Source organism: Virgifigura deserti, from assembly GCA_003576685.1.
Lineage (GTDB): Bacteria > Pseudomonadota > Alphaproteobacteria > Dongiales > Dongiaceae > Virgifigura > Virgifigura deserti.
Map to the genome: position 1 here is coordinate 48,031 of QOZR01000009.1, position 22,952 is coordinate 70,982.

The 22,952-nt window shown below is 66.1% G+C and carries 24 protein-coding genes; 10 read left to right on the plus strand and 14 right to left on the minus strand.

The genetic code is table 11. The annotated features are described in order from the left end of the window. The first annotated feature begins 162 nt into the window (after positions 1-162). The 4 genes from queA to queG all read left to right on the plus strand — a co-directional run bounded on the left by queA (position 163) and on the right by queG (position 4,131). The gene (gene queA, locus DT069_RS15995; RefSeq protein WP_119461323.1) at positions 163-1,200 is read left to right on the plus strand and encodes a tRNA preQ1(34) S-adenosylmethionine ribosyltransferase-isomerase QueA; all 1,038 of its coding nucleotides are present in this window, start codon (positions 163-165) and stop codon (positions 1,198-1,200) included. Further along, positions 1,197-2,336, plus strand: coding sequence for a tRNA guanosine(34) transglycosylase Tgt (gene tgt, locus DT069_RS16000; protein ID WP_119461324.1), 1,140 nt, complete (start codon positions 1,197-1,199; stop codon positions 2,334-2,336). Before queA ends, tgt begins: the two co-directional genes overlap by 4 nt. A gap of 98 nt (positions 2,337-2,434) precedes the next feature. Beyond that, on the plus strand, positions 2,435-2,899 hold the full coding sequence (gene queF / locus DT069_RS16005) for a preQ(1) synthase (RefSeq protein ID WP_119461492.1): 465 nt from the start codon (positions 2,435-2,437) through the stop codon (positions 2,897-2,899). 95 nt (positions 2,900-2,994) lie between these two features. Continuing rightward, on the plus strand, positions 2,995-4,131 hold the full coding sequence (gene queG, locus DT069_RS16010) for a tRNA epoxyqueuosine(34) reductase QueG (RefSeq protein ID WP_119461325.1): 1,137 nt from the start codon (positions 2,995-2,997) through the stop codon (positions 4,129-4,131). A 41-nt stretch (positions 4,132-4,172) separates the two neighbouring features. Here queG and DT069_RS16015 read toward each other — a convergent pair whose 3' ends face one another. From DT069_RS16015 to DT069_RS16040, 6 genes are all read right to left on the minus strand, one after another. Beyond that, entirely contained in the window at positions 4,173-4,946 is a 774-nt protein-coding gene (locus DT069_RS16015; RefSeq protein WP_119461326.1) for a hypothetical protein, read from the minus strand. Between the two features lie 269 nt (positions 4,947-5,215). Continuing rightward, on the minus strand, positions 5,216-5,515 hold the full coding sequence (rpmB, locus tag DT069_RS16020; RefSeq protein WP_119461327.1) for a 50S ribosomal protein L28: 300 nt from the start codon (positions 5,513-5,515) through the stop codon (positions 5,216-5,218). 151 nt (positions 5,516-5,666) lie between these two features. Continuing rightward, positions 5,667-6,173, minus strand: coding sequence for a GNAT family N-acetyltransferase (locus DT069_RS16025; RefSeq protein ID WP_425450292.1), 507 nt, complete (start codon positions 6,171-6,173; stop codon positions 5,667-5,669). 33 nt (positions 6,174-6,206) lie between these two features. Beyond that, the gene (gene meaB, locus DT069_RS16030; protein WP_119461329.1) at positions 6,207-7,217 is read right to left on the minus strand and encodes a methylmalonyl Co-A mutase-associated GTPase MeaB; all 1,011 of its coding nucleotides are present in this window, start codon (positions 7,215-7,217) and stop codon (positions 6,207-6,209) included. A gap of 6 nt (positions 7,218-7,223) precedes the next feature. Continuing rightward, positions 7,224-7,646 carry a VOC family protein gene (locus DT069_RS16035; RefSeq protein WP_119461493.1) on the minus strand — a complete coding sequence of 141 codons (423 nt, stop codon included), beginning with the start codon at positions 7,644-7,646 and terminating at the stop codon, positions 7,224-7,226. Between the two features lie 72 nt (positions 7,647-7,718). Then, positions 7,719-7,964, minus strand: a complete 246-nt coding sequence (locus tag DT069_RS16040; protein WP_119461330.1) for a hypothetical protein — start codon at positions 7,962-7,964, stop codon at positions 7,719-7,721. A gap of 123 nt (positions 7,965-8,087) precedes the next feature. Here DT069_RS16040 and DT069_RS16045 point away from each other — a divergent pair, with 123 nt between their 5' ends. Further along, complete coding sequence (locus tag DT069_RS16045; protein WP_119461331.1) at positions 8,088-8,834, plus strand: class I SAM-dependent methyltransferase; 747 nt, start codon at positions 8,088-8,090, stop codon at positions 8,832-8,834. Between the two features lie 9 nt (positions 8,835-8,843). Here DT069_RS16045 and DT069_RS16050 read toward each other — a convergent pair whose 3' ends face one another. From DT069_RS16050 to DT069_RS16070, 5 genes are all read right to left on the minus strand, one after another. After that, entirely contained in the window at positions 8,844-10,673 is a 1,830-nt protein-coding gene (locus DT069_RS16050) for an ABCB family ABC transporter ATP-binding protein/permease (RefSeq protein WP_119461332.1), read from the minus strand. Between the two features lie 145 nt (positions 10,674-10,818). Continuing rightward, the gene (scpA, locus tag DT069_RS16055) at positions 10,819-12,966 is read right to left on the minus strand and encodes a methylmalonyl-CoA mutase (protein ID WP_119461333.1); all 2,148 of its coding nucleotides are present in this window, start codon (positions 12,964-12,966) and stop codon (positions 10,819-10,821) included. Between the two features lie 98 nt (positions 12,967-13,064). Further along, positions 13,065-14,174, minus strand: coding sequence for an ABC transporter substrate-binding protein (locus DT069_RS16060; protein WP_425450293.1), 1,110 nt, complete (start codon positions 14,172-14,174; stop codon positions 13,065-13,067). Between the two features lie 126 nt (positions 14,175-14,300). Then, positions 14,301-15,194: a TIGR01459 family HAD-type hydrolase gene (locus tag DT069_RS16065; protein WP_119461334.1), complete on the minus strand. Its 894-nt coding sequence runs from the start codon at positions 15,192-15,194 to the stop codon at positions 14,301-14,303. Further along, complete coding sequence (locus tag DT069_RS16070; protein ID WP_425450325.1) at positions 15,191-16,258, minus strand: quinone-dependent dihydroorotate dehydrogenase; 1,068 nt, start codon at positions 16,256-16,258, stop codon at positions 15,191-15,193. Before DT069_RS16070 ends, DT069_RS16065 begins: the two co-directional genes overlap by 4 nt. Before the next feature lie 185 nt (positions 16,259-16,443). Here DT069_RS16070 and DT069_RS16075 point away from each other — a divergent pair, with 185 nt between their 5' ends. The 4 genes from DT069_RS16075 to DT069_RS16090 all read left to right on the plus strand — a co-directional run bounded on the left by DT069_RS16075 (position 16,444) and on the right by DT069_RS16090 (position 18,909). After that, positions 16,444-17,079, plus strand: coding sequence for a S24 family peptidase (locus tag DT069_RS16075; RefSeq protein WP_119461335.1), 636 nt, complete (start codon positions 16,444-16,446; stop codon positions 17,077-17,079). Between the two features lie 108 nt (positions 17,080-17,187). Then, positions 17,188-17,454: a hypothetical protein gene (locus DT069_RS16080; protein WP_119461336.1), complete on the plus strand. Its 267-nt coding sequence runs from the start codon at positions 17,188-17,190 to the stop codon at positions 17,452-17,454. Between the two features lie 129 nt (positions 17,455-17,583). After that, entirely contained in the window at positions 17,584-18,420 is an 837-nt protein-coding gene (locus tag DT069_RS16085) for a branched-chain amino acid aminotransferase (RefSeq protein WP_119461337.1), read from the plus strand. A gap of 21 nt (positions 18,421-18,441) precedes the next feature. Further along, positions 18,442-18,909, plus strand: a complete 468-nt coding sequence (locus DT069_RS16090; RefSeq protein WP_119461338.1) for a GFA family protein — start codon at positions 18,442-18,444, stop codon at positions 18,907-18,909. Between the two features lie 24 nt (positions 18,910-18,933). Here DT069_RS16090 and DT069_RS16095 read toward each other — a convergent pair whose 3' ends face one another. Together DT069_RS16095 and rnk are read right to left on the minus strand one after the other, a co-directional pair. Further along, a complete protein-coding gene (locus tag DT069_RS16095; protein WP_119461339.1) occupies positions 18,934-19,851 on the minus strand; it encodes a glutaminase in 918 nt (305 codons plus the stop codon). 20 nt (positions 19,852-19,871) lie between these two features. Continuing rightward, positions 19,872-20,309: a nucleoside diphosphate kinase regulator gene (rnk, locus tag DT069_RS16100; RefSeq protein WP_119461340.1), complete on the minus strand. Its 438-nt coding sequence runs from the start codon at positions 20,307-20,309 to the stop codon at positions 19,872-19,874. Between the two features lie 553 nt (positions 20,310-20,862). Between rnk and DT069_RS16105 the strand changes: the two genes are divergently transcribed. Beyond that, positions 20,863-21,249: an SgcJ/EcaC family oxidoreductase gene (locus DT069_RS16105; RefSeq protein WP_119461341.1), complete on the plus strand. Its 387-nt coding sequence runs from the start codon at positions 20,863-20,865 to the stop codon at positions 21,247-21,249. Between the two features lie 75 nt (positions 21,250-21,324). Here the strand turns inward: DT069_RS16105 and DT069_RS16110 are convergent, their stop codons facing one another. Further along, on the minus strand, positions 21,325-22,911 hold the full coding sequence (locus tag DT069_RS16110) for a lysine--tRNA ligase (RefSeq protein WP_119461342.1): 1,587 nt from the start codon (positions 22,909-22,911) through the stop codon (positions 21,325-21,327). Positions 22,912-22,952: the final 41 nt, after the last annotated feature.

Below are 22,952 nucleotides of genomic sequence, written 5' to 3' on the forward strand. Positions count from 1 at the left end.
TGAGACATGGTCGGATAATTCCCATCTGTTCCGCGCCCTTGGTTGTCCGCAGCTATCCGGGCGCTTTCCCGGCCAAAAGCTTTCCCAAAGCTTTTCCCGTCGGGGTGGCTGGTCTATATCCTGCGGACCCGTTCGCCACCCGTTCCGACGAGGAGCCGATGCATGAAAGTCGACGCGTTCGACTTCGATCTGCCGCGCGCGTTGATCGCCGACCGGCCCGCCGTGCCCCGGGATGCCGCGCGGCTGCTGGAGGTGGCTGAGACCGATCGCGACTGGAGCGTGCGCGACCTGCCGGCCCTGCTGCGGCCGGGCGACATCCTGGTGTTCAACGACACTCGGGTCATTCCTGCGCAGCTCAGCGGCAAGCGCGGAACGGCGACGGTCGGAATCACCCTGCACAAGCGCGTGGCCGAAGATCGCTGGCTGGCCTTCGCCCGTCCGGCGCGGAAGCTCCGCGTCGGAGACAGGATCATGTTCGCGCCCGATTTCTCGGCCGAGGTCCTGGAGAAGGGCGAGGCCGGCGAAGTCGCGCTCGGCTTCGACCGGTCGGGCGCCGCGCTGCTGGAGGCCCTGCGGCAATGGGGGCACACGCCGCTGCCGCCCTACATCAAGCGCCCGGAGGGGCCTGACGCGCGGGACCAGGCGGATTACCAGACCATCTTCGCGCGCGAGGACGGCGCTGTCGCCGCCCCCACCGCCGGCCTCCATTTCACGCCGGAGCTGCTCGCGGCGCTCGACGCTCGCGGCGTCCGGCGCGCGACCGTGACCCTGCATGTCGGCGCGGGAACCTTCCTGCCGGTCAAGGTCGAGGACCTACGCGACCATGTCATGCATGCCGAGATCGGCGTGATCGCCCCCGCGGCGGCCGAGGCGATCAACGCGGCGCGGGCGGCGGGCGGGCGCATCGTCGCGGTGGGCACGACGAGCCTGCGGCTCCTCGAGACGGTGGCCGACGAGGCGGGGCGGCTGCATCCTTTCTCCGGGGAAACCGACATCTTCATCACGCCCGGCTATCGGTTCAAGGCGGCGGATCTGCTACTCACCAATTTCCACCTGCCACGCTCGACCCTGTTCATGCTGGTGTCGGCCTTTTCGGGGCTCGCGCGGATGCAGGCGGCCTACGCGCATGCCAAGGCGGCGAATTATCGCTTCTATTCCTACGGCGATTGCTGCCTCCTGCATCGGGAGAAGACGTCTTGACCCCCTCTGGCCGCCCCTTTCGATTCCACCTGATCGCCACCGACGGCGCGGCGCGGCTGGGCAGGATCGAAACCGCTCATGGCCCAATCGAAACGCCGGCCTTCATGCCGGTCGGCACGGCCGCGACGGTCAAGGCGATGATGCCTGAGGCGGTGGCTGCGACCGGCGCCCAGATCCTGCTCGGCAACACCTACCATCTGATGCTGCGCCCGGGGGCGGAGCGCGTCGAACGGCTGGGCGGCCTGCATCGGTTCATGAACTGGCCGCGGCCGATCCTGACCGATTCCGGCGGCTATCAGGTGATGTCGCTGACACAGCTGCGAAAGATCGACGAGCGCGGCGTCACCTTTCGCTCCCACATCGACGGCAGCCCGCACGAGCTCACGCCGGAGCGGTCAATCGCGATCCAGCATGCGCTGGACGCGGACATCATAATGGCCTTCGACGAATGCACCCCTTACCCCGTCGAGGAGGCCGAGGCCGCCGCCTCGATGCGGCTGTCGATGCGCTGGGCGGAGCGGTCGAAGGCGGCCTTCGTCGATCGGCCGGGCTATGGCCTGTTCGGCATCGTGCAGGGCAGCGTCTATCCGGACCTGCGGGCCGAATCCGCCGAGGCGCTGACCCGGATCGGCTTTCACGGCTATGCGGTCGGCGGGCTCGCCGTCGGCGAGGGGCAGGAATTGATGTTCCGGACGCTGGACCGCACCGTCGGCCTGCTGCCGGCCGCTCGGCCGCGCTATCTGATGGGCGTCGGCAAGCCGGCCGACATCGTCGGCGCGGTGCGGCGCGGCATCGATATGTTCGATTGCGTCCTGCCGACCCGCTCGGGCCGCACCGGCCAGGCCTTCACCCGGCGCGGGCCGGTCAATATCCGCAACGCCCGTCACCGCGACGATCCGCGGCCGCTCGACGAGAACTGCGGCTGCCCGGCTTGCACCGGCTACGCCCGCGCCTATCTCCATCACCTGTGGCGCGCCGGCGAGATGCTTGGCCAGATCCTGCTGAGTTGGCATAATCTTCAATATTATCAGGATCTCATGGCCGGACTGCGGCAGGCGATCGCGGCCGGCGCCCTGGAGGCCTGGGCCGCCGATTTCGCCGCACAGCAAGAACTGGGCGATATCGAGCCGCTGTGACGCGACCGCTCTTTTTCGTGTGACCCGCGGGTCCGTGGATGCCCGGGTCAAGCCCGGGCATGACAATCGATGCATATGCTCTGGAGCCATCGCATCTCATGACCGATTCCATCTACGAGTCCCTGACGCAGCTCGGCGGCAAGGCTTCCCTGCCCGCCTCTCCAGAAGAGGCGGTGCTGGAGACCGTGCCCAACCCGCAGCGCGACGCCCGCTATCTCGTCCGCTTCACCTGCCCGGAGTTCACCTCGCTCTGCCCGATCACCGGCCAGCCGGACTTCGCCCATCTGGTGATCGACTATGTCCCGGACGAGCGGCTGGTGGAGAGCAAGTCGCTGAAGCTCTATCTCGGCGCGTTCCGCAACCACGGCGCGTTCCACGAGGACTGCACCCTGACCATCGCGCGGCGGCTCGAGGCGGTGCTGCAGCCGATCTGGCTGCGCATCGGCGGCTATTGGTACCCGCGCGGCGGCATGCCGATCGACGTGTTCTACCAGACCGGTCCGGCACCGGAAGGCGTGTGGATTCCCGATCAGGGCGTCGCGCCCTATCGCGGGCGGGGATGACCACTAAGCCCTCCAACCTACATGCTTCGACAGGCTCAGCATGAGGACCTCACCCTGAGCTGTCGAACGGCGAGGCCCGACTTCCCGGACGAGTGATGCAAGGAGCCAAAGAAACCGATCCGGCGGCAATCAAGGACGCCATTCGCGCTAAGGCGATCGAGCTTGGATTCGGCACGGTCGGTTTTGCCACGGCCAAGGCGGACACCTCCACGAAGCAGCATCTTGCCGACTTCCTCGCCGAGGGCCAGCAGGGCGATATGGGCTGGATGCAGGAGACGTTCGAACGGCGGGCCGATCCGCGCACGCTCTGGCCGGAGGCGCGCAGCATCGTTGCGCTGGGCATGAACTACGGGCCGGGCCACGACCCGCTGGCGCTGCTCGACCGGCCGGATCGCGGGATCGTCTCCGTCTATGCCCAGGGCAAGGACTATCACGACGTCGTCAAATCTCGGCTGAAGCAGCTCGGCGGCTGGATCCACCGAAGCTATGGCTGCGAGCTCAAGGTCTTCGTCGATACCGCGCCGGTGATGGAGAAGCCTGCGGCCGAGAAGGCCGGCATCGGCTGGCAGGGCAAGCACACCAATCTGGTGTCGCGCCGGTTTGGCTCCTGGCTGTTCCTGGGCGAGATCTTCACGACGCTCGACCTGCCGCCGGACGAAAGCGAGACGGACCATTGCGGCGCCTGCCGCCGCTGTCTCGATGCCTGTCCGACCAAGGCCTTTCCCGCGCCCTATCGACTCGACGCCCGGCGCTGCATCTCCTATCTCACGATCGAGCATAAGGGCCCGATCCCGCGCGCGTTCCGCCGGGCGATGGGCAATCGGATCTATGGCTGTGACGACTGTCTCGCGGTATGCCCCTGGAACAAGTTCGCGTCGCGGACGGCCGAGTTCGCCTTCCAGCCGCGGGCGGAGCTGACCGCGCCACGCCTCGCGGATCTCGCCGACCTCGACGATTCCGCCTTCCGCGCCCTGTTCTCCGGCTCGCCGATCAAGCGAGTCGGGCGCGACCGCTTCGTCCGTAACGTCCTGGTCGCGCTCGGCAACTCCAGCGATTCGGGACAAGCCGAACGGATCGAGGCGCTGCTCGACGACGCGGCGCCGCTGGTGCGCGGCGCGGCCGTCTGGGCCCTGGCGCAACTCGCCGATCCTGCCCGCTTCGAAGAGCTGCGGGCGCATCATCTACGGAACGAGGCCGATTCCGAGGTTCGGCAGGAATGGCAAGCGAACTAGCTGGCCTGGCGTGTGCAGAGGTTACCGACCGCAGGCCGACATCACGGCTCCGCCCTCCCGATTTTCTCATACTCGATGGCCACGCTGAACCCGCCGAGGATCTCCATGCAGAACTCGTTGTTGTTCTGATAGAACAGGTCCGATATCGATTCGAAGGCAAGCTCGAAAGGTCTCTCCGGGCGCGGGACGAGTCGCTGGACGAACTTGGTGACGTCGATCTCGCGATCATTGATGCCCGGCAGGCCGAGTGAAACGGTCCGGGTGAACGGAAACCTGCCGGTCTCGATCAGATCGGCCCTGGCCCTGACATCATGCCATCCCCGCTCCCAGGATTCCGCGGGGGCGCGAAGCATGGGGCAGTTTGTGGAGGAAAGACCGTCCGCCACCGATCGAACCAATTGCGGCGGCTGACCGGCGCTCAGCGGCCGCTCATGAAACCGCAGCGTCGCGCTGCGAATCGCAGTGGCTCGCCCGAGATCGCGAAGCGGCTGCGTGTCGAACTCCACGAATGCCTGATGAATCCAGGTGTAGCGGCGCCGGCACTGGTCTTCGTGCCGGAACCAGTTCCTGAAGCCGGCCCCCACCTCCCCCGTCTGCAGGTCGTCCTCGCGGACAGTTAGCGGGTAAGGCGCCCGGTCGAAGCCGCAGACGATATCGTCCCCCCACTCCATAAGCGTGTAGGTGGCCGTTCGCTTCGGTTCGAGAACGATCACACTTTCCGCGACCGCACCTTCCTCTACCGCGACAGGCGCACAGCCGGACATGATGAGCAGCGCGATAGCGGCGATGCAGAATGAACGCAGTTGCGTGAACACGGTGACTGGCCCCTCGAGAAGCGTTCGGCCTTTCCTGCCCCCGTCACGCGACGGCTGAACGCGGCGCAGTCGGTTTTGCCACGATTTCCTTTATGTCTTGTTAACCTAGAGTACGATCCGATCAGGTTGACCCAGTCTGACCGATGAATCAGTTTCTAGGCGCGCCAGGAGAATGGCGGCGAGACAGCCTTCTTTCGGGAGGCGCCCATAACAGAAAAGCCCGCGGGTCACGCGGGCTTTTCCGACTCCGGCCGTTCGGCGCCTGGCTGTCAGGCAGCCTCGCCGGCAACCGCGGCGGCCTTGACGATGCGCCGCTTCAGGCGCCGCGTCTCATCCGTCAGCTTCGAATCGTTGGTGCCGAGCAGGTAGGCGTCGAGCCCACCATTATGCTCGATCGTCCGAATCGCATGGGTCGTCAGCCGCAGCCGGACCATCTGCCCCAACGCATCGCTCAGAAGCGACGTTTCCTGCAGATTCGGCAGAAAGCGGCGACGGGACTTATTATTGGCGTGACTGACGTTGTTGCCGGTCTGAACGCCCTTTCCGGTGACGGCGCAGCGTCGTGCCATGACCGCATTCCTCTCTCGGGAAAATGACAAAACCGGGCCCTGGCGGCCCGGAGAAGCCGGGGTTTTACGGCAGACGCGCCGGATCGTCAAGGCCGAACACGCCGGCCGATCGTTAACCCAATCCTTAACAAGGCAGAGCTGCGATCACCGGTCAATCCAGCGCCAGCTTCATCCCGAGATGGCTGCCGACGAAGCCCAACCTCTCATAGAACTGGTGCGCGTCGCTGCGCGTCTTGTCGGTGGTCAGCTGGACGAGGCGGCACCCTTGGGCCCGGGCTTGGTCGATCGCATACCGCAGGAGGCGTTCGCCGACCCGCTGGCCTCGGCAACGCGAATCGACGCGCACGCCCTCGATCAGCGCCCGCCAAGCCCCCAGCCGCGTCAGGCCCGGAATAAGCGTGAGCTGCAGGCAGCCGACCACGGCCCCATCCATCTCCGCGACGATCAGCAGATTGTCGGGTCGCGCGGCGATCGCGTCGAAGGCGTCCCAATAGGCTTGCGGAAGAGGCTCCGCATAGTGCTCGCGACTGGAGCCCAGTGCGTCGTCGGCGAGCAGCCGCACGATCGCGGGCACCTCCTCGCGCCGCGCCTGCCGGAACCGCAATGAGCGACCGGCTATGACGCCGGCCTCACCATCATCCGCGTTCATTGACGTCATGACCACCTCCTCATCTGGATTCGCCCCCCGGCGCTACGGCGCCTTCTCCTCGCCGAGGAAGGCGGAGAGGAGCGTCCGGGCAGCCGTCGTCGGCGTCACCCTGCCCTGAGCCACCTCGGCCTCCAGCGCGGGCAGCCGCCGCGCGATCTCTGGATGCGCCTTCAGCGCCGCCAGCAGGCTGTCCGACAGCTCGGCCCGCAGCCAGCTCCGCGCCTGCGTGGCGCGGCGGCGGGCGATCTCACCATGCTCGGAAAGCGCCGCTCGATAGTGCTCCACCGCCTGCCACACCTCGGGCATGTCGGCGCCGGTGAGGCCTGAGCACTGCAGGACCTGTGGCGTCCAGGCCGCCGAGGCGGGCCGCAACAGGCGCAGCGCGTTCCGGTACTCGGCCGCAGTCCGGCCGGCCGCGGCCGCCAGATCGCCATCCGCCTTGTTGACCAGCAAAAGGTCGGCCAATTCGACGATGCCGCGCTTGATGCCCTGAAGATCGTCGCCACCGCCTGGCATAAGCAGCAGGATGAACATGTCGACCATATCGGCCACGGCGGTTTCCGACTGGCCGACGCCGACGGTCTCCACCACCACCACGTCGAACCCTGCCGCCTCGCAGGCGAGCAGCGTCTCGCGCGTGCGTCGCGCCACCCCGCCGAGGCTGTCGCCGGCGGGCGACGGCCGGATGAAGGCTTGCTCCTGCCGCGCCAGCTCGGCCATGCGCGTCTTGTCGCCGAGGATCGAACCGCCACTGACCCGCGATGAGGGGTCGACGGCCAGCACCGCGATGCGGTGGCCCTGTTCGATCACGTGCTGGCCGAAGCTCTCGATGAAGGTCGATTTGCCGACGCCCGGCGCGCCGGAGATGCCAAGGCGGATAGATCGGCCCGTCGCCGGCAGCAGCCGCGACAGCAGGTCCTCCGCCTCACGGCGATGGTCGGCCCGCGTCGATTCGATCATCGTAATGGCGCGCGCCAGCGCCCGGCGATCGCCGGCGAGAACGCGCGCGGCAAGGTCGCTGGGCTGCGTGGCCGGATTGGGACGGTCGTTCAAGCGGTCTCAGTCCCCATCGGGCGCGCCGGGGCCGAGCGGTTGGCCATAGCTGAATTCGACGAAATTGCCGTCCGGATCGCGCAGGCCACAATAATAGCCGACGGGATAGTCATCCTCCCGCGGCGGCCAGGCGAGACAGCCGGCACTCTCGCCGCGGCGGGCGATCGCATCGACCGCCTCGCGGCTCTCCAGCGCGAAGCCCAGATGGCTGAAATCGGTTTCGGCCTGATCGCGACCGGGGCCGCCGGGCAGCAGGACGATGATGAATTCCTTTTCGCGCCCCGGCTCGGCCAACCAGACGATGGATTTGCCGCTGTCCGACTGCGCCCGCTCATGCACCGGCCGCATGCCGCAGAACTCGCGGTAGAAGGCGACCACGGCAGGAAGGTCGCGCACATGCATCGCGATATGCGTCAAGGCAGGAGTCATGCCCATAACCTATCGCCACGACACCGAAAGTTAAAGTCCGCGGCAGCGGAGACAGCAAGCAGACGATTGACCCTACCGCTTGTCGTCCATCATGCGACGGATTACGTCGGCGACACGCTTCGTACCGGCGGAATCGGCGAGGTCTCCGAGTAGGTCCTGCTTCGCCCGTCTTACCGCCATGGCACGCGCGATGAGCGCCTCCCGCTCGGGCGTCATCAACTGCTTGCCGAGTTCCCGGCGCTGCTCCCGGGCATCATCTGCCGGCGCCGCGCGGCGCCTGATCCCGGCTGCTCCGAACAGTCTGGAAATCAAACTCATGCAAAGCCCCGAAACGGCGTTTCGACCGGGAATAAGAACCGAAGACCCGTTAACAAGCCGTGGACTAACCCCGGCCCGACGCCACATGCTCGACGTTCGGGAACCGCAAGGAAAGGACGGGACATGGCGCAATCCGAGAAGGCTCAGCCTGCCGGATGGACCGAGGAGACATCGGCCCATTTCATCGATCTCGGCCGCTATTACGTCCCGGAGCGGGAGGCACAAATCGCGGCGATCTGCGACCTGATTCCGGATCTCCCGAACGCCCCGGATGCCGTCGAGCTGTGCTGCGGCGAGGGACTGCTGTCCCGCGCGATTCTGACGCGCTTTCCCGCCGTCAGGCTCCACGCCCTCGACGGTTCGCGGACGATGCTGGACAGCACGATCCGGCTTGCCGGGACAGACGCCGGCCGCCTCGAAACCCGGCTGTTCGATCTCGCCGCACCCGGCTGGCGGCAGTTCGACTTTCCGCTGCGCGCCGTCGTCTCGTCGCTTGCGATCCATCATCTGGACGGGCCGAGCAAGCAGGCGCTGTTCCGCGACATGGCGGCCGCGCTTGCATCCGGCGGCGCGCTGATCATCGCCGACCTCGTCTCGCCGGCGACGCCGCAGGCCGCCGCCCTGGCGGCGCAGGCCTGGGACGACGAGGTTCGCCGCCGCGCCCGCGAGATCGACGGCAATGAGACAGCGTTCGACCGGTTCCGGGCGGAGGGCTGGAACTATTATCGCGATCTGGAGGCGGATCCGATCGACCAGCCCTCCTCGCTGTTCGACCAGCTCCGCTGGATGGCGGAGGCCGGGCTGGAGGCAGTCGACGTCCACTGGATGAAGGCGGGGCACGCACTGTTCAGCGGGCGGAAGCCGCTGTAGAGCCGGTGCTTAAACGGCCTCGACCAGCCGCTTCTCCTCTTCCGCTTCCTGCTGGCGCGCCCACATCGCGGCGTATCTGCCGCCGAGCGCCAGCAGGTCGCCATGGCGGCCGCGCTCGACGATCCGGCCGGCCTCCAGCACCAAGATCTCGTCGGCATGGATCACGGTCGACAGGCGGTGGGCGATCATCAGCGTCGTGCGGTCGGCGGAGACCTCGCGCAGGCTCTTCTGGATCTCCTTCTCCGTGTGGGTGTCGAGCGCCGAGGTCGCCTCGTCGAACAGCAGCACCGCCGGCCGCTTCAGGATCGTGCGGGCGATCGCGACGCGCTGCTTTTCGCCGCCGGACAGCTTCAAACCGCGCTCGCCGACCCGCGTGTCGTAGCCGTCGGGCAGCGCCAGAATGAAGTCGTGTATGCGGGCGAGCCGCGCCGCCGCCTCGACCTCCTCGCGCGTGGCGTCGGGGCGGCCATAGGCGATGTTGTAATAGACCGTGTCGTTGAACAGCACCGTGTCCTGCGGAACGATGCCGATGGCGGCGCGCAGGGTGGATTGCCGGACGTCGCGGATATCCTGTCCGTCGATGGTGATGCGGCCCTCGTTCACGTCATAGAAGCGGAAGAGGAGACGCGAGATCGTCGACTTGCCGGCACCGCTTGGGCCGACGATCGCGACGGTATGCCCGGGATCGACCGCGAAGGAGACATCCTTCAGGATCGGCCGCCGCGGATCATAACCGAAGCTGACATTCTCGAAGGCGACCGCCCCGCGCTCGGCCTTGAGCGCCGGAGCGCTGGGCCGGTCCTCGACCTCGACATCCTCATGCAGCAGGTCGAACATCGATTCCATGTCGATCAGCGACTGGCGGATCTCGCGATAGACAGTGCCGAGGAAGTTGAGCGGCATATAGAGCTGGATCAGATAGGCGTTGACCAGCACGAAATCGCCGACGGTCATCCGGCCGGCGGCGACGCCCCGGGCCGCCATCCCCATCATCGCCGTCACGCCGAGCGCGATGATCACGCTCTGCCCCACATTCAGGAGCGAGAGGCTGGTCTTGCTCTTGACCGCCGCCTTCTCGTAGGTCTGCAGGGCGACGTCGTAGCGGCGCGATTCGTGCGCCTCGTTGTTGAAGTACTTGACCGTCTCGTAGTTCAGCAGGCTGTCGATCGCCTTGGTGTTCGCCTCGCTGTCGGACTCGTTCATCCGGCGGCGGTACTTGATGCGCCAGTTGGTGACCGCGAAGGTGTACCAGACATAGCCGACGATGGTGACAAAGGTGACCGCGGCGAACCAGAAATTATAGAGCGTCCAGAGAATGCCGCAGACGAGTGCGATCTCGAGGATCGTCGGCAGCACGTTGAACAGGACGAAGAACAGTAGGAACTCGATACCCTTCGCGCCGCGCTCGACCGCGCGGCTCAAGCCGCCGGTCTGCCGGTCGAGATGGAAGCGCAGCGACAGGTGATGCAAATGGTTGAAGGTCGCCAGCGCGACGCGGCGGATGGCGCGCTGCGCGACCTTGGCGAAGACGCCGTCGCGCAGCTCCGCGAAGGTCTGCGACATGACCCGCGCCAAGCCGTAGGCCAGCAGCAACCCGACCGGGACGACCAGCGCAGCCGCGCCCTCGGCCGACAGGGCGTCGACCATTCCCTTGAAGAAGATCGGCGTATAGACGGTCGCGAGCTTGGCGAGCACTAGGAAGACCAGCGCGATCACCACGCGGGTGCGGAGTTCCCAATCGCCCTTCGGCCAGAGATTCGGCAGCAGCGCGACGAGCGCGCCCCACTGCCCCTTGCCCCGGCGCCTGAGGGGTGAAGAGTCCACGGTGAAGGAAGTCATGTCGGGGGCTCCGGAGAGGACGTCGCAGCCCGTGGCGGGGCGACGAGAGGAATGTGCAGCATGCTCATTAGGTAAGTGCGCGACCCCCGAAGGCCAAGCGCCACTCCTCCCTCTCCTCTTGTGGAAGAGGGCGATACTCCACGCGTTACGCCGCCTTGCGCCGCTGGATAAGGTCGAGGATTTCTGCCGCCGCCAGCGGGATGTTGGTGCCCGGACCATAGATCGCCGAGACGCCCTTGGCCCGCAGGAACTCGTAGTCCTGGGGCGGAATGACGCCACCGCAGACCACCAGGATGTCGCCCGCCCCGGCCGCCTTCAGCGCGTCGACGAGTTGCGGCACCAGGGTCTTGTGGCCGGCTGCCTGGGAGGAGACGCCGATGACATGCGCATCGTTCTCGACCGCCTGGCGCGCCGCCTCGTCGGGAGTCTGGAACAGCGGCCCGACATCGACATCGAATCCGAGATCGGCGAAGGCCGTGGCGATGACCTTGGCACCGCGGTCGTGCCCATCCTGGCCGAGCTTGACCACGAGCATTCTCGGCCGGCGCCCCTCGGCCTCGGCGAAGGCGCGCACTTCACCTTGGATCCGGGTGAAGCCCTCGTCGCCCTCATAGGCTGCGCCATAGACGCCGGAGATGCTGCGGGTCGTGGCCCGGTGGCGGGTGAAGACGGTCTCGAGCGCATCCGAGATCTCGCCCACTGTAGCCCGTGCCCGAACCGCCGCGACCGAGAGCTCGAGCAGATTGCCCTCCCCGCTCGCCGCCGCCTTGGTCAAGGCCTCGAGCGCGGCGCGGCAGCGCGCCGGATCGCGCGTCTCGCGGACCCGCTGCAGCCGGGCGATCTGCGATGCCCGGACCTTGCTGTTGTCGATATCGAGAATCTCGACCTTCTCGTCTTCGGCCGAGCGATATTTATTGACGCCGACGATCACCTCCTCGCCGCGGTCGATGCGCGCCTGACGCCGGGCCGCCGCCTCCTCGATACGGAGTTTCGGCATGCCCGATTCGACGGCCTTGGTCATGCCGCCCAGCGCCTCGACCTCCTCGATCAGTGCCCAGGCCTCGGCCGCGAGGCTCGCGGTCAGCGCCTCGACGTAATAGCTGCCGCCCAGCGGGTCGACGACCTTGGTGATGCCCGTCTCCTCCTGCAGGATCAGCTGGGTGTTGCGGGCGATGCCGGCGGAGAACGGCGTCGGCAGGGCGAGCGCCTCGTCCAGCGCATTGGTGTGCAGCGACTGGGTGCCGCCGAGCGCCGCGGCCAGCGCCTCGATCGTCGTGCGGATCACGTTGTTGTAGGGCGCCTTCTCGGTCAGGCTGACGCCCGAGGTTTGGCAGTGGGTCCGGAGCGCCAAGCTGGCCGGGTTCTTCGGGTCGAACGGCTGCATCATCCGCGCCCAGAGAAGGCGCGCCGCGCGCAACTTCGCAACTTCCATGAAGAGGTTCATGCCGATCGCGAAGAAGAACGACAGCCGCGGCGCGAAAGCGTCGATATCGAGGCCGCGCGACAGCGCCGCCCGCACATAGTCGAGCCCGTCGGCGAGCGTGAAGGCGAGCTCCTGCACCGCCGTCGCCCCCGCCTCCTGCATATGGTAGCCGGAGATCGAGATCGAGTTGAACTTCGGCATGTGCGCCGCCGTATAGGCGATGATGTCGGCGACGATCCGCATCGAGGGCTCAGGCGGATAGATGTAGGTGTTCCGGACCATGAACTCCTTGAGGATGTCGTTCTGGATCGTGCCGGAGAGCTGGTCCGGCCGCACCCCCTGTTCCTCGGCGGCGACGATGTAGCCGGCAAGCACCGGTAGCACCGCGCCGTTCATGGTCATCGACACGCTCATCTCGTCGAGCGGGATGCCGTCGAACAGGATCTTCATGTCCTCGACGGAATCGATCGCCACCCCGGCCTTGCCGACATCGCCGACGACGCGCGGATGGTCCGAATCATAGCCGCGATGGGTCGCCAGATCGAAGGCGACCGACAGCCCCTTCTGCCCGGCCGCGAGGTTCTGCCGGTAAAAGGCGTTGGAGTCCTCGGCTGTCGAGAAGCCGGCATATTGCCGCACGGTCCAGGGCCGGTTGGCATACATGGTGGCGCGCGGCCCGCGCAGGTAAGGCGGGAAGCCGGGCAGGCTGTCGACCTGTTCCAAGGCCTCGAGATCGGCGGCCGTGTAGAGCGGCTTGACCGCGATGCCTTCCGGCGTGGTCCAGTCGAGCGAGTCCAGCGGCCGGCCGCGCAGTTCCTTGCGCGCCAGCTCCGCCCAGTCGTCCATCGTCTTCTTCGGGAAATCCGCCACCGGCCCTGCTCCCTCTCTTCGCAGATGCGAAGTATAGCGAACCGTGCGCCGCTTCGTCCATGCGGCGCACGGTCTCGAGGAAGGTGCGCCAGCGCCGGTCAGTAGCCGGCCTTGACCTCTTCGAACATGCGAGTCACGGCATCCGCATCGCGCATCGGCCGCAGCACGACGCTGTTGTCGAGCATGATCGACGGATCCTTCGGCAGCCCGAGCTCCGCCAGGCGCGCCTCGCTGATGAGTTCGAACGCCTTCCGGTTCGCGTTGCCGTAGCCGTACTCGTTAATCAGATAAGCCCCCGACTCCGGCGCCAGCCGAGCATTGATGAAGTCGTAAGCCTTGTCGAGGTTAGGCGTGCCCTTGTGCAGGACATAGCCACAGACCCAGGTGAGAATGCCTTCTTTCGGCTGCATGAACTTGACCGGGAGGCCCTGCTGCGTCAGCCGCACCATCGAATCGTTCCAGGTCATCGCCGCGACCAGCTCACCGGACGCCAACGCCTGCTCGACGCTGGTCATATCGGTGGTGTACATGCGGACCAGCGGACGCTGCTTCTCGAGCGCGGCCCGCACCTTCGGAAGATCGGCATCGGAGAGGTTGAACGGATCGACGCCGGCGACGATCGCCGCAACGACCGGCGTGTCATGGATCGCGTCGATCGTCGCCATCCGCCCGGAATAGCGGTCGTCCCAGAGCAGGCTCCAAGACTCTTCCTTGATCTCGACGAGATCCGTCCGGTAGAGGATGGAGGTGTTGCCCCAATCCCAGGGAACGAACCAGACCTGCCCGTCGGACTGAACGCCCGGCAGGCTCGTCAAGGACGGGAAGAGGCTCGCCCACTCGGGAATCCGCGAGACGTCGATCGGCTGGATCAGGTCGGCGGCGCGGAAGCGATCGATCTTGTCGAAGCAGGGATGGGTAATGTCGGGACTGAACCCCGCGCGTATCTTCTGAAAGCCTTCCTCGTCATCGCCGAACAGGCTCGCCTCCGGTCCGGCCCCGTACTTCTCGACATAGGCCTTGTGGAACTCTGGAATTTCGTAGCCGGACCAAGTGAAGTAGGTAAGGTCGGATGCCGCGGCAGCAGGGCGACGCAACAACGGCACGGTCATCAGACCGATGCCGAGCGCCGCCAAGGCCGTGTTGAAGGGACGCCGACCAATCTGCTGCTGTGAGAAAACGCCCGCGAGAGACTCCTTGCGCATCGTCATGGACGCCTCCTGCTGATGTCGCACCAGGCGCCGGGCGGTGCATCGGCGACCGTCCGGCCGCTGCTTTTGCCTTCCCACTATAGACGTAAGTATTTGAAAGTTTCGTATGAATTTTTCGCCGACCTCCTACCAGGTGAAGGTCGGAACCGAGGCCGTCGGCTGGTGGCCGAGCCGTGCCGAGAGCGCCGCCAACCGCTGTGGATCGAGCGGCGCGCCGGGTGGGATGGCCAACTCCTCGGCATGGATGCCGCCGATGACCAGCAGCGAATCGATACCGGCGCCGGCGGCCCCGGCGATGTCGGTGCGCAGCGAATCCCCAACCCCCAGAATCCGCGCCTGGTCGGCGATGCTGAGAAGATCGAGGCAGGATCGGTAGACGGACGGATAGGGCTTTCCATGATACCGCACCTCCCCGCCCAACTCCTCGTAGCGGGCGGCAAGAGCACCGGCGCAGAGCTCGCGCACGCCGTCGCGCACGACCTCGAGGTCGGGATTGGCGCAAATCAAGGGGATCCCACGGGCGGCACCGGCCGCGAGGGCCGGCTCATAGGTGGCGACGCTGTCCTCCGGGCCGTCGAGACCGGTCGCGAGAATGAAATCCGCCGCGGCGGCATCCGGCACTTCGTCGATGTCGAGGCCCTCGAGCATGCCGCGGTCGCGCGCCGGCCCGAGATGGCAGAGCCGGCGTCCAAGTTCCGCGTACCAAGGATCCTGCCTCGCCTGCAGCGATTGCCAGGCTTCCTCGCCAGAGGACAGCAGATGATCGTAGAGGTCCGGCGTGATGCCGATCTCGGCCGTGCGGCGGGCGACGGCCTCGGCCCGGCGCGGCGCGTTGGACAGGATCACGATGCGCTTGCCGCGCTCGCGAAGCCGCCGCAGGCAGTCGACCGCGCCGGGATAGGCCTTCGCGCCGTCATGCAGCACGCCCCACAAATCGATGATGTAGCCGTCATAGTGGTCGGCGAGGCCCGACAGGCCGGATTGGATCGGAACGGCAGGGAAAGCGGACTGGATGGTCATGAAGGTCCTCGGTCGTTTCGGTGATCGGCGCCGACGGCGTCCGCGACGCTCGCGAACCCATCAGCGCGAAGGCAGGCCGCCAGCTCCCGCTTGATTCGGCGGACCAGTCCGGGCCCGGCATAGATCAGCGCGGTATAGAACTGCACCAGCGATGCGCCGGCTCGGATCTTGGCATAGGCGTCGGCGCCGCTGGCGACCCCGCCGGCCCCGACCAGGGGCAAACGGCCGCCGGTCAGTAGATACATGTCCGCCAGCACGGCGGTCGACGGCTTGAACAACGGCCGGCCGCTGAGACCGCCGGCCTCGCCGGCGTGGCGGCCGCGAAGATCCGCCGGCCGCGCGATCGTCGTGTTGCTGACGATCAGCCCGTCGACGGGGGCGGCGAGCGCCACCTCGGCGATGTCGTGCTTGTCCTCCTCCGTCAGGTCCGGCGCGATCTTGAGCAGGAGCGGCGGCGGCGATGTCGGCACCGCCCGTTGACGCGCGGCCAGCACAGCGTCGATCAGGTGGGCCAGCGGCTCTCGACCCTGGAGCGCGCGCAGGCCCGGCGTGTTAGGCGAGGACACATTGACGACGAGGTAATCCGCCAAGGGCGCCAAGGCGGCGACACCGGCCGCGTAATCGGCCGCCGCGTCCGCACTGTCGCGGTTCTTGCCGAGATTGGCGCCGACGATGCCGCAGCGCGGACCGCCAGACGGCCGTCGGCGAAGCCGCGCCGCGACCGGCTGGAGGCCGTCATTGTTGAAGCCGAGGCGGTTGATCACGGCGCCGTCCTCGGCCAGGCGGAACAGCCGGGGCCGCGGGTTTCCGGGCTGGGGCCGCGGCGTCACGCTGCCGATCTCGACAAATCCGAAGCCGAGGCCGAGCGTCGCCGCGAACGCCTCCGCGTTCTTGTCGAATCCGGCGGCGAGGCCGATCGGGTTGGGCAGATCCAGGTTCCAGACGCGGGTGGCGAGAATCGGATCGTCCGGCGCCGTCTCGGCCGGCACGAGGCCCGCCGCCAGGGTGCGAATCGTCAGCCGGTGGGCCGATTCCGGTGGGAAAAGCCGCAGAAGGGCCGTCATGGTCGAGAGGGGTAGCGTCAACATGCGGCCGGACCCTAGCAAAAGGTACGACTGCGGAACAGATAGCGCGTTCAGGCCCCAAGGGTGGGTTTCCGACAGGGTCATGGCCATATTTTCCTGCTCGGCGCGAAAAGGGGGCCTTTTTTCCTGCTGACAAACCCCTTATTTCCTAAGAAGTTGTTCCCATGCTGCGCCATTCAGATATCTGGCGGGCCATCGATCGTCTCGCTGCCAAATACGACATGTCGGCCTCGGGGCTGGCGCGACGCTCGGGTCTTGACCCGACCACATTCAACAAGAGCAAGCGGAAGACCCGCGAGGGCAAGCTGCGCTGGCCCAGCACGGAGAGCATTGCCAAGATCCTGGAGAGCACCGGCGAGCCGCTGTCCGGCTTTCTGAACCTGATCGGCGAGAGCGGCCGTGGCGGCGGCACGCTGCCGCGGCTTCCGGTCCTGGGCTATGCCCAAGCCGGCCAGGCCGGCTATTTCGACGACGCCGGCTTTCCCGCCGGCAATGGCTGGGACGAGATCGAGTTCCCCGAGGTCAGCGACAGCAACGCCTACGCGCTGGAGATCACCGGCGACAGCATGGAGCCGGTCTATCGCGAGGGGGACATCATCGTCGTCTCGCCGGCCGCCAGTCTCCGACGTGGCGATCGGGTCGTGCTGAAGACCCGCGCCGGAGAGATCATGGCGAAGCAGCTGATCCGGCAAAGCGCGCGCAAGATCGAGCTCGTCTCCCTCAACCCGAACTATCCGCCCCTCACCTTCGGCAGCGACGACATCGTCTGGATGGCCCGTATCATCTGGGCCAGCCAGTAGATCTTGACCGGCCGCGGGCTTTTGACCGGAGAGGTCATAGGCTTATATTCCTTGACCTTCGACCGGCATTCTGCTTCAATGACCGGCCGTCGCTGCTCGGACGCGCCAATGAGCCGATCGAACCCGCTTTTCACCTTGGCCGCCATCGAGCGGCGTTATGACGGCCCGATCCCGCTCCTGCCGCGGGACCGGATGGTCGAAGCCGCGGCCCAGAGTGCGCTGTTCGACCGCCGCGCCCGTAATGCTACGCTGGCACGTGCGCGTGCCAGGGCGCAGAGCCATAGGATTCCGGATGAAGCCGCAGACGGCCGGCTTGCTCGCGACCTTCTGCTCTATCGCCAAGCCGGCCTCGCCTGGCGGAACCTGTCGGGGTAATCGCGGTTACGCTTTCGGCTGTGAAATCCGTCCCGTTGCCAAACGACGGTCACCGGTTATTCTGACTCGCCTCACTCGGCAGACGACGTCCTCGGGGCGCATGATGCGCACAGCGCATGGAGAGGTCGCATGAACGCGTGGCATTACATCGACGGCCGATGGGTCGATGGTAACCCGCTGCTGATGGGGGCTTGGTCGCATGCCACCTGGCAGGGCACGGCGGTGTTCGATGGTGCCCGCGCGTTCGAGGGAACCACGCCCGACCTCGACCTGCATTGCGCGCGTGCCGTCCGCTCCGCAACAGCGCTGGGGCTTAGCTCGCCATTGACGGCGGGCGAGATCGAGGAGATCGCCCGCGAGGGGATTGACCGGTTCCCGAAGGGGACGCCGCTCTATATCCGGCCCTTCCTATGGTCGGAGGAGGGCTGGATCGCGCCCGATCCGGAAAGTACGCGCATCGCGATCTCGGTCATCGAAACGCCGCTGCCTGAGCCGACGGGAACCAGCATCTGCCTGTCGAGATATCGCCGCCCCACACCCGAGACGGCGCCGACCGACGCCAAGGCGGTCTGCCTCTACGCCCAGGCTGGCCGCGCCAGAGGCGAAGCGAAGAACAAGGGCTTCGACGATGCGGTCATGCTCGATGCGCTGGGCAATGTGGCGGAGTTCAGCTGCGCCAACATATGGATCGCCAAGAACGGTGCCGCTCACACGCCGATGCCCAACGGAACCTTCCTCAACGGCATCACCCGCCAGCGACTCGTCAAGCTGCTGCGCAAGGCCGGCATTGCGGTCCATGAGCGAACATTGAGCTATCAGGAGGTGCTGGAGGCCGACGAGATCTTCTCGAGCGGCAACCATGCCAAGCTGCTGCCGATCACCCGCATCGAGCAACGCAACCTTCAGCCCGGCCCGATCTACGCGCGCGCGCGCGAGCTGTACTGGGCATTCGCACATCAAGGATAGGGCATCGGCACGGGGGATCGGATGAAAGACGGCCTGGAAGGCGGCTGCGCCTGCGGCGCAGTGCGTTATCGGCTCGGCTCCGCGCCGATGTTCGTGCATTGCTGCCATTGCCGTGACTGTCAGCGGCAGACGGGAAGCGCCTTCGTCATCAACGCCTTGATCGAGACCGACCGGATCACGCTACTTTCGGGCGATCCTAGGCCGGTTGCGGTGCCCACCGATAGCGGCCGCCCGCACGAAATCCACCGTTGCCCGGACTGTGGGACCGCAATCTGGAGCAACTATGGCGGCCGCCCCGCCCTCCGCTTCGTCCGTGTCGGCACGCTCGACGACCCAACGGCGCTGCCCCCGGACGTGCATATCTACGTCCGGTCGAAACTGCCCTGGATTCCGCTACCGGAAGGCACCCCCGCGTTCGATGCCTATTACGATCTGCAGGCGCAATGGCCCGCCGCCAGCCTCGAGCGCCGCCGCGCGATCCTCGGCTGACCGACGACTGCCGGCGTGGTCCGCTCAGAGGATCGACATCTTGGTCATCCGGACGAACAGCTCGAGCGCGGCGGTGCCGACCAGCGAATTTCCGGAACGGTCCAGTTCCGGCGACCACACGGCGATGCAGCATTGCCGCGGCACGACGGCGACGATGCCGCCGCCCACGCCGCTCTTCGCCGGCAGGCCGACCCGGAAGGCGAAACTGCCGACCGAATCATACATCCCGCAAGTCATCATCAGCGCGTTGATCCGCCGCGCCTGTCGGTCGGTGAGGACGGCTTCCTCCAGGATCGGCGAAACGCCGGCATTGGCGAGCGGCAGAAAGGTCCTGGCGAGATCCGAGCAGCTCATCTCCAGCGAGCATTGGTGGCAGTACGCCGAGAGCAGATCGCCGGGGTCATGCCGGATCGTCTTGTGGCATCGCAGCAGGTTCGCGATTGCCGCGTTCCGATGCGCTGCCCGCAGCTCGGAGGCGGCGACCTTGGCGTTATAGTCGACGGAGAAATCGCGCGAAAGCACGCGGGCATAGTCGAGGATGACCTGCGTCGTCTCCTTCCCGGTTCGCGCCATGACGCAGTCGAGCACGACCAGCGCCCCGGCATTGATGAACGGGTTGCGCGGCACACCCTTCTCGTACTCGAGCTGCACTAGCGAGTTGAAGGGCGTGCCGGACGGCTCCTTGCCGACCCGCCGCCACACCTCGTCTCCCCTGATGCTCATGGCAAGCATGAGCGTGAGCAGCTTCGAGATGCTTTGGATCGAGAATTTCTCGTCGACATCACCGACGGTGAATTCCCTGCCGTCCACCATGCTGACCGCCATGCCGAACTTGGTGGCGGGCACGCGCCGCAGCGCGGGGATGTAGGAGGCAACCCGGCCTTTGCCGAAATAGGGCCGGACCTCCCGAGCGATCTCCTCCAAAAGTTCGGCAAGGTCCATCGAGAGGCAGCGGCACTTACTTAGGCTGACGGCAGAGCGTCGCGGCTCTGTTCGGCTTGCGGCTGGAACAGTAGCTTGACCACGGTCAGGCTCTTCCACTCGCCCTTGGGCGTCTCCCGTTCGATCGATTGCCCCTCCGAGAGCCCGAGCAGCGCCGCGCCGATCGGCGTGAGGATCGAGACCTTGCCCTCGGCGATGTCCTGCTCGCCCGGATAGACAAGGGTGATCGTCCGGCGCTCCCCGGTCGCATCGTCCTTGAACTCGACGCGGGAGTGCATCGTGACGACGGTCGGCGCAATCTTGTCGGCGTCGACCACCTGGGCACGGTCGAGCTCGTCGGCGAGGAATTCGCCGACATGCGGCATCTGCCGCAGAGCGGCCGAGGTCAACTCGGACAGGCGCTCGTGATCGTTTCGCGTCACGACGATGGGGGGAGACTTATGGGGTAGGCTCATCATGGTCCTCCTTTCCTGAATTCGGCCGCCGGCTGTGCTTGCAACTGCTTCCTCTAAGCCGCACTGCCCGGCCCTGGACCGTCATCTTCCGACGACGGTTGCTTCGGCGAGGGTCTTGGTTGAAACGGGACGACGTTGTCGCTCACCGGCATGCCGCAGCTGTCGCAAACCGCGGCCGCGGGAGACAGGCGTGTATGACACTTCGCGCAAGTTCCGCTGTCCATGACATGACAATCCCAATGCTGCGCCACAACCCCGAAGGAGCTGGAGGGCAAGTCAGAAAGTCGTCGAAGCTTTGGAGATTTGCCCCGGATCGCGGGCGCCAGGGACCTTAGTCGCGCCGGTCAGACCCGGGGAAAGATGCCTGCTTGAAGGCTACCGGCGCGGAGCAAAAAGCGATGTGTGATGCAAAAGGCCTGCATAATAATCAAATCATAGCAGGCAGTACCGCGGAGTCAACGCGTCGGGAAGGAACGCGATATCTCAATTTGAATCTTGCGTTATGAGTAGGTGAGGCGTGGGATATGTTTCACTGAACGGCGACGGAGCAAGAAAGTTGACGGAAGACGAGCGTGCCATTCGCGAACTGGTCGATACTTGGCTCGCCGCCACCAAGGCCGGCGACCTCCGAACGGTGCTGAGCTTAATGACGGAGGACGTCGTCTTCATGGTTCCTGGCCAAAAGCCGTTCGGGAAAGAAGCCTTCGAGGCCGCCTCTGAAGGAATGACGAATGTCCGGATCGACGGAACGAGCGACATTCAGGAGATTCAGGTCCTGGGCGATTGGGCCTATCTTCGCACATATATCGAGATGAGCATGAGTCGACCTGACGACGAGGCACTGGTACGCCGATCCGGCTACACGCTCACGATACTGCGCAAGGAGCCTGACGGGCGATGGCGCCTTGCGCGTGATGCGAATTTGCTGACGGCAGAGATGTAGCTGCCGCTGCGTTGATCATGCCTTGCGGGTCCGCAAATGCCGGCCTCAGGACGAAGCGGGATAACAGCGCGACGTCTATCCCACGCCCAGATCCTCGCCCGCAAGGGCGCGGCGGATGAGCGCCTTCGTCTCCTCAAGCCCATAGAGAGCGATGAAGGAGCCCATACGCGGCCCCTGGCTCTGCCCCAGCAGGACCTCGTAGAGCGCCTTGAACCAGGCGCGCAGCTCGGGGAAATCGTGGCGCTTGCCGGTTTCGTAGACCTGGGTCTGAATCGCCTCGGCACCGGCATCGGCCGGCAGGCGCTCCAGCTCCTGCAGCAGGTCCTCGAGTGCCGCACGCTCGGTCTGCGTCGGCGCACGATAGCGCTTCGCCGGCTTGACGAAATCCTGATAGTAGCGGATCGCATGGCCGACCAGCCGGTCGAGCATCGGCGCCGTCTCGGGCCGGGCCTCGGGCGCATAGCGCGAGATGAAGCCCCACAGCACCGCCTTGTCCTCGCTGTTGCAGACGCTCGCCAGGTTGAGGAGGATGCCGAAGCTCAGATGCGCGGCTTCGACCGGCGGCTTGCCGTTATGGATGTGCCAAGCCGGATTCTCCAGCCGCGCCGCCGGCGCCTCGCCCTCGAACTTCTCGAGGAAAGTCAGATAATCGTCGACGGCGCGCGGGATCACGTCGAAATAGAGCCGCTTCGCCGCGCGCGGCTTCTGAAACATGAACAGCGACAGGCTCTCCGGCGGCGCGTAGGCCAGCCACTCCTCGACGCTGAGGCCATTGCCCTTGGACTTCGAGATCTTCTCGCCCTTCTCGTCGAGGAACAGCTCGTAATTGAACCCTTCCGGCGGCGGGCTGCCCAGGATCGAGCAGATCCGGCTCGCCAGCTTCACGGAATCGATCAGGTCCTTGCCGGACATCTCGTAGTCGACGCCCAGCGCATGCCAGCGCATTCCCCAGTCCGGCTTCCACTGCAGCTTGCAATGGCCGCCCGTCACGGGCACCTCGACTAGGCTGCCGTCCTCGTCCTTGTAGGAAACCGTGCCGGCGGCGACGTCATGCGCGACGATCGGCACCTGCAGCACATGACCGGTCTTCGGGCTGACCGGCAGGAAGGGGCTGTAGCTCGCCGCCCGCTCCTCGCGCAGGCTCGGCAGCATCACCTTCATCACGGCGTCATAGTTTTCGAGGACCCTGCGCAGGGCGGCGTCGAACCGGCCGCTCTTGTACCAGTCGGTCGAACTCTGGAACTCGTACTCGAACCCGAAATCGTCGAGGAAGCCGCGCAGCATCGCATTGTTGTGATGCCCGAAGCTCTCATGGCAGCCGAACGGGTCGGGAACGGACGTCAAGGGCAGATGCAGATGCTGCCGCAGCATCTCCTGGTTCGGCACATTATCCGGCACCTTGCGCAGCCCGTCCATGTCGTCGGAAAAGGCGAAGAGACGGGTCGGCAGGTCGCTCATCCGCTGGAAAGCCTGACGCACCATGGTAGTGCGGACGACTTCGCCGAAAGTGCCGATATGGGGCAGGCCCGACGGGCCATAGCCGGTTTCGAACAGGACATAGCCCTTCTCCGGTGCCTTGTCCGCATAGCGGGCGAGCAGCTTGCGCGCCTCCTCGAAAGGCCAGGCCTTGGCGCCAAGAGCCAGTTCGCGTTCGCTCGTCATTTCTCGTCCGCCCACCGCAAAAGTTCTGGAAATTACCAAAA

What these genes read in the sequence shown, in the direction of transcription:
- queA (WP_119461323.1), top strand. Translation starts at nt 163, where the DNA reads ATGAAAGTCGACGCGTTCGACTTCGATCTGCCGCGCGCGTTGATCGCC.
- queF (WP_119461492.1), top strand. Translation starts at nt 2,435, where the DNA reads ATGACCGATTCCATCTACGAGTCCCTGACGCAGCTCGGCGGCAAGGCT.
- queG (WP_119461325.1), top strand. Translation starts at nt 2,995, where the DNA reads ATGCAAGGAGCCAAAGAAACCGATCCGGCGGCAATCAAGGACGCCATT.
- rpmB (WP_119461327.1), bottom strand. Translation starts at nt 5,515, where the DNA reads ATGGCACGACGCTGCGCCGTCACCGGAAAGGGCGTTCAGACCGGCAAC.
- DT069_RS16025 (WP_425450292.1), bottom strand. Translation starts at nt 6,173, where the DNA reads ATGACGTCAATGAACGCGGATGATGGTGAGGCCGGCGTCATAGCCGGT.
- DT069_RS16035 (WP_119461493.1), bottom strand. Translation starts at nt 7,646, where the DNA reads ATGACTCCTGCCTTGACGCATATCGCGATGCATGTGCGCGACCTTCCT.
- DT069_RS16040 (WP_119461330.1), bottom strand. Translation starts at nt 7,964, where the DNA reads ATGAGTTTGATTTCCAGACTGTTCGGAGCAGCCGGGATCAGGCGCCGC.
- DT069_RS16045 (WP_119461331.1), top strand. Translation starts at nt 8,088, where the DNA reads ATGGCGCAATCCGAGAAGGCTCAGCCTGCCGGATGGACCGAGGAGACA.
- DT069_RS16050 (WP_119461332.1), bottom strand. Translation starts at nt 10,673, where the DNA reads ATGACTTCCTTCACCGTGGACTCTTCACCCCTCAGGCGCCGGGGCAAG.
- DT069_RS16060 (WP_425450293.1), bottom strand. Translation starts at nt 14,174, where the DNA reads ATGACGATGCGCAAGGAGTCTCTCGCGGGCGTTTTCTCACAGCAGCAG.
- DT069_RS16065 (WP_119461334.1), bottom strand. Translation starts at nt 15,194, where the DNA reads ATGACCATCCAGTCCGCTTTCCCTGCCGTTCCGATCCAATCCGGCCTG.
- DT069_RS16070 (WP_425450325.1), bottom strand. Translation starts at nt 16,258, where the DNA reads ATGACGGCCCTTCTGCGGCTTTTCCCACCGGAATCGGCCCACCGGCTG.
- DT069_RS16075 (WP_119461335.1), top strand. Translation starts at nt 16,444, where the DNA reads ATGCTGCGCCATTCAGATATCTGGCGGGCCATCGATCGTCTCGCTGCC.
- DT069_RS16080 (WP_119461336.1), top strand. Translation starts at nt 17,188, where the DNA reads ATGAGCCGATCGAACCCGCTTTTCACCTTGGCCGCCATCGAGCGGCGT.
- DT069_RS16085 (WP_119461337.1), top strand. Translation starts at nt 17,584, where the DNA reads ATGAACGCGTGGCATTACATCGACGGCCGATGGGTCGATGGTAACCCG.
- DT069_RS16090 (WP_119461338.1), top strand. Translation starts at nt 18,442, where the DNA reads ATGAAAGACGGCCTGGAAGGCGGCTGCGCCTGCGGCGCAGTGCGTTAT.
- DT069_RS16095 (WP_119461339.1), bottom strand. Translation starts at nt 19,851, where the DNA reads ATGGACCTTGCCGAACTTTTGGAGGAGATCGCTCGGGAGGTCCGGCCC.
- rnk (WP_119461340.1), bottom strand. Translation starts at nt 20,309, where the DNA reads ATGATGAGCCTACCCCATAAGTCTCCCCCCATCGTCGTGACGCGAAAC.
- DT069_RS16110 (WP_119461342.1), bottom strand. Translation starts at nt 22,911, where the DNA reads ATGACGAGCGAACGCGAACTGGCTCTTGGCGCCAAGGCCTGGCCTTTC.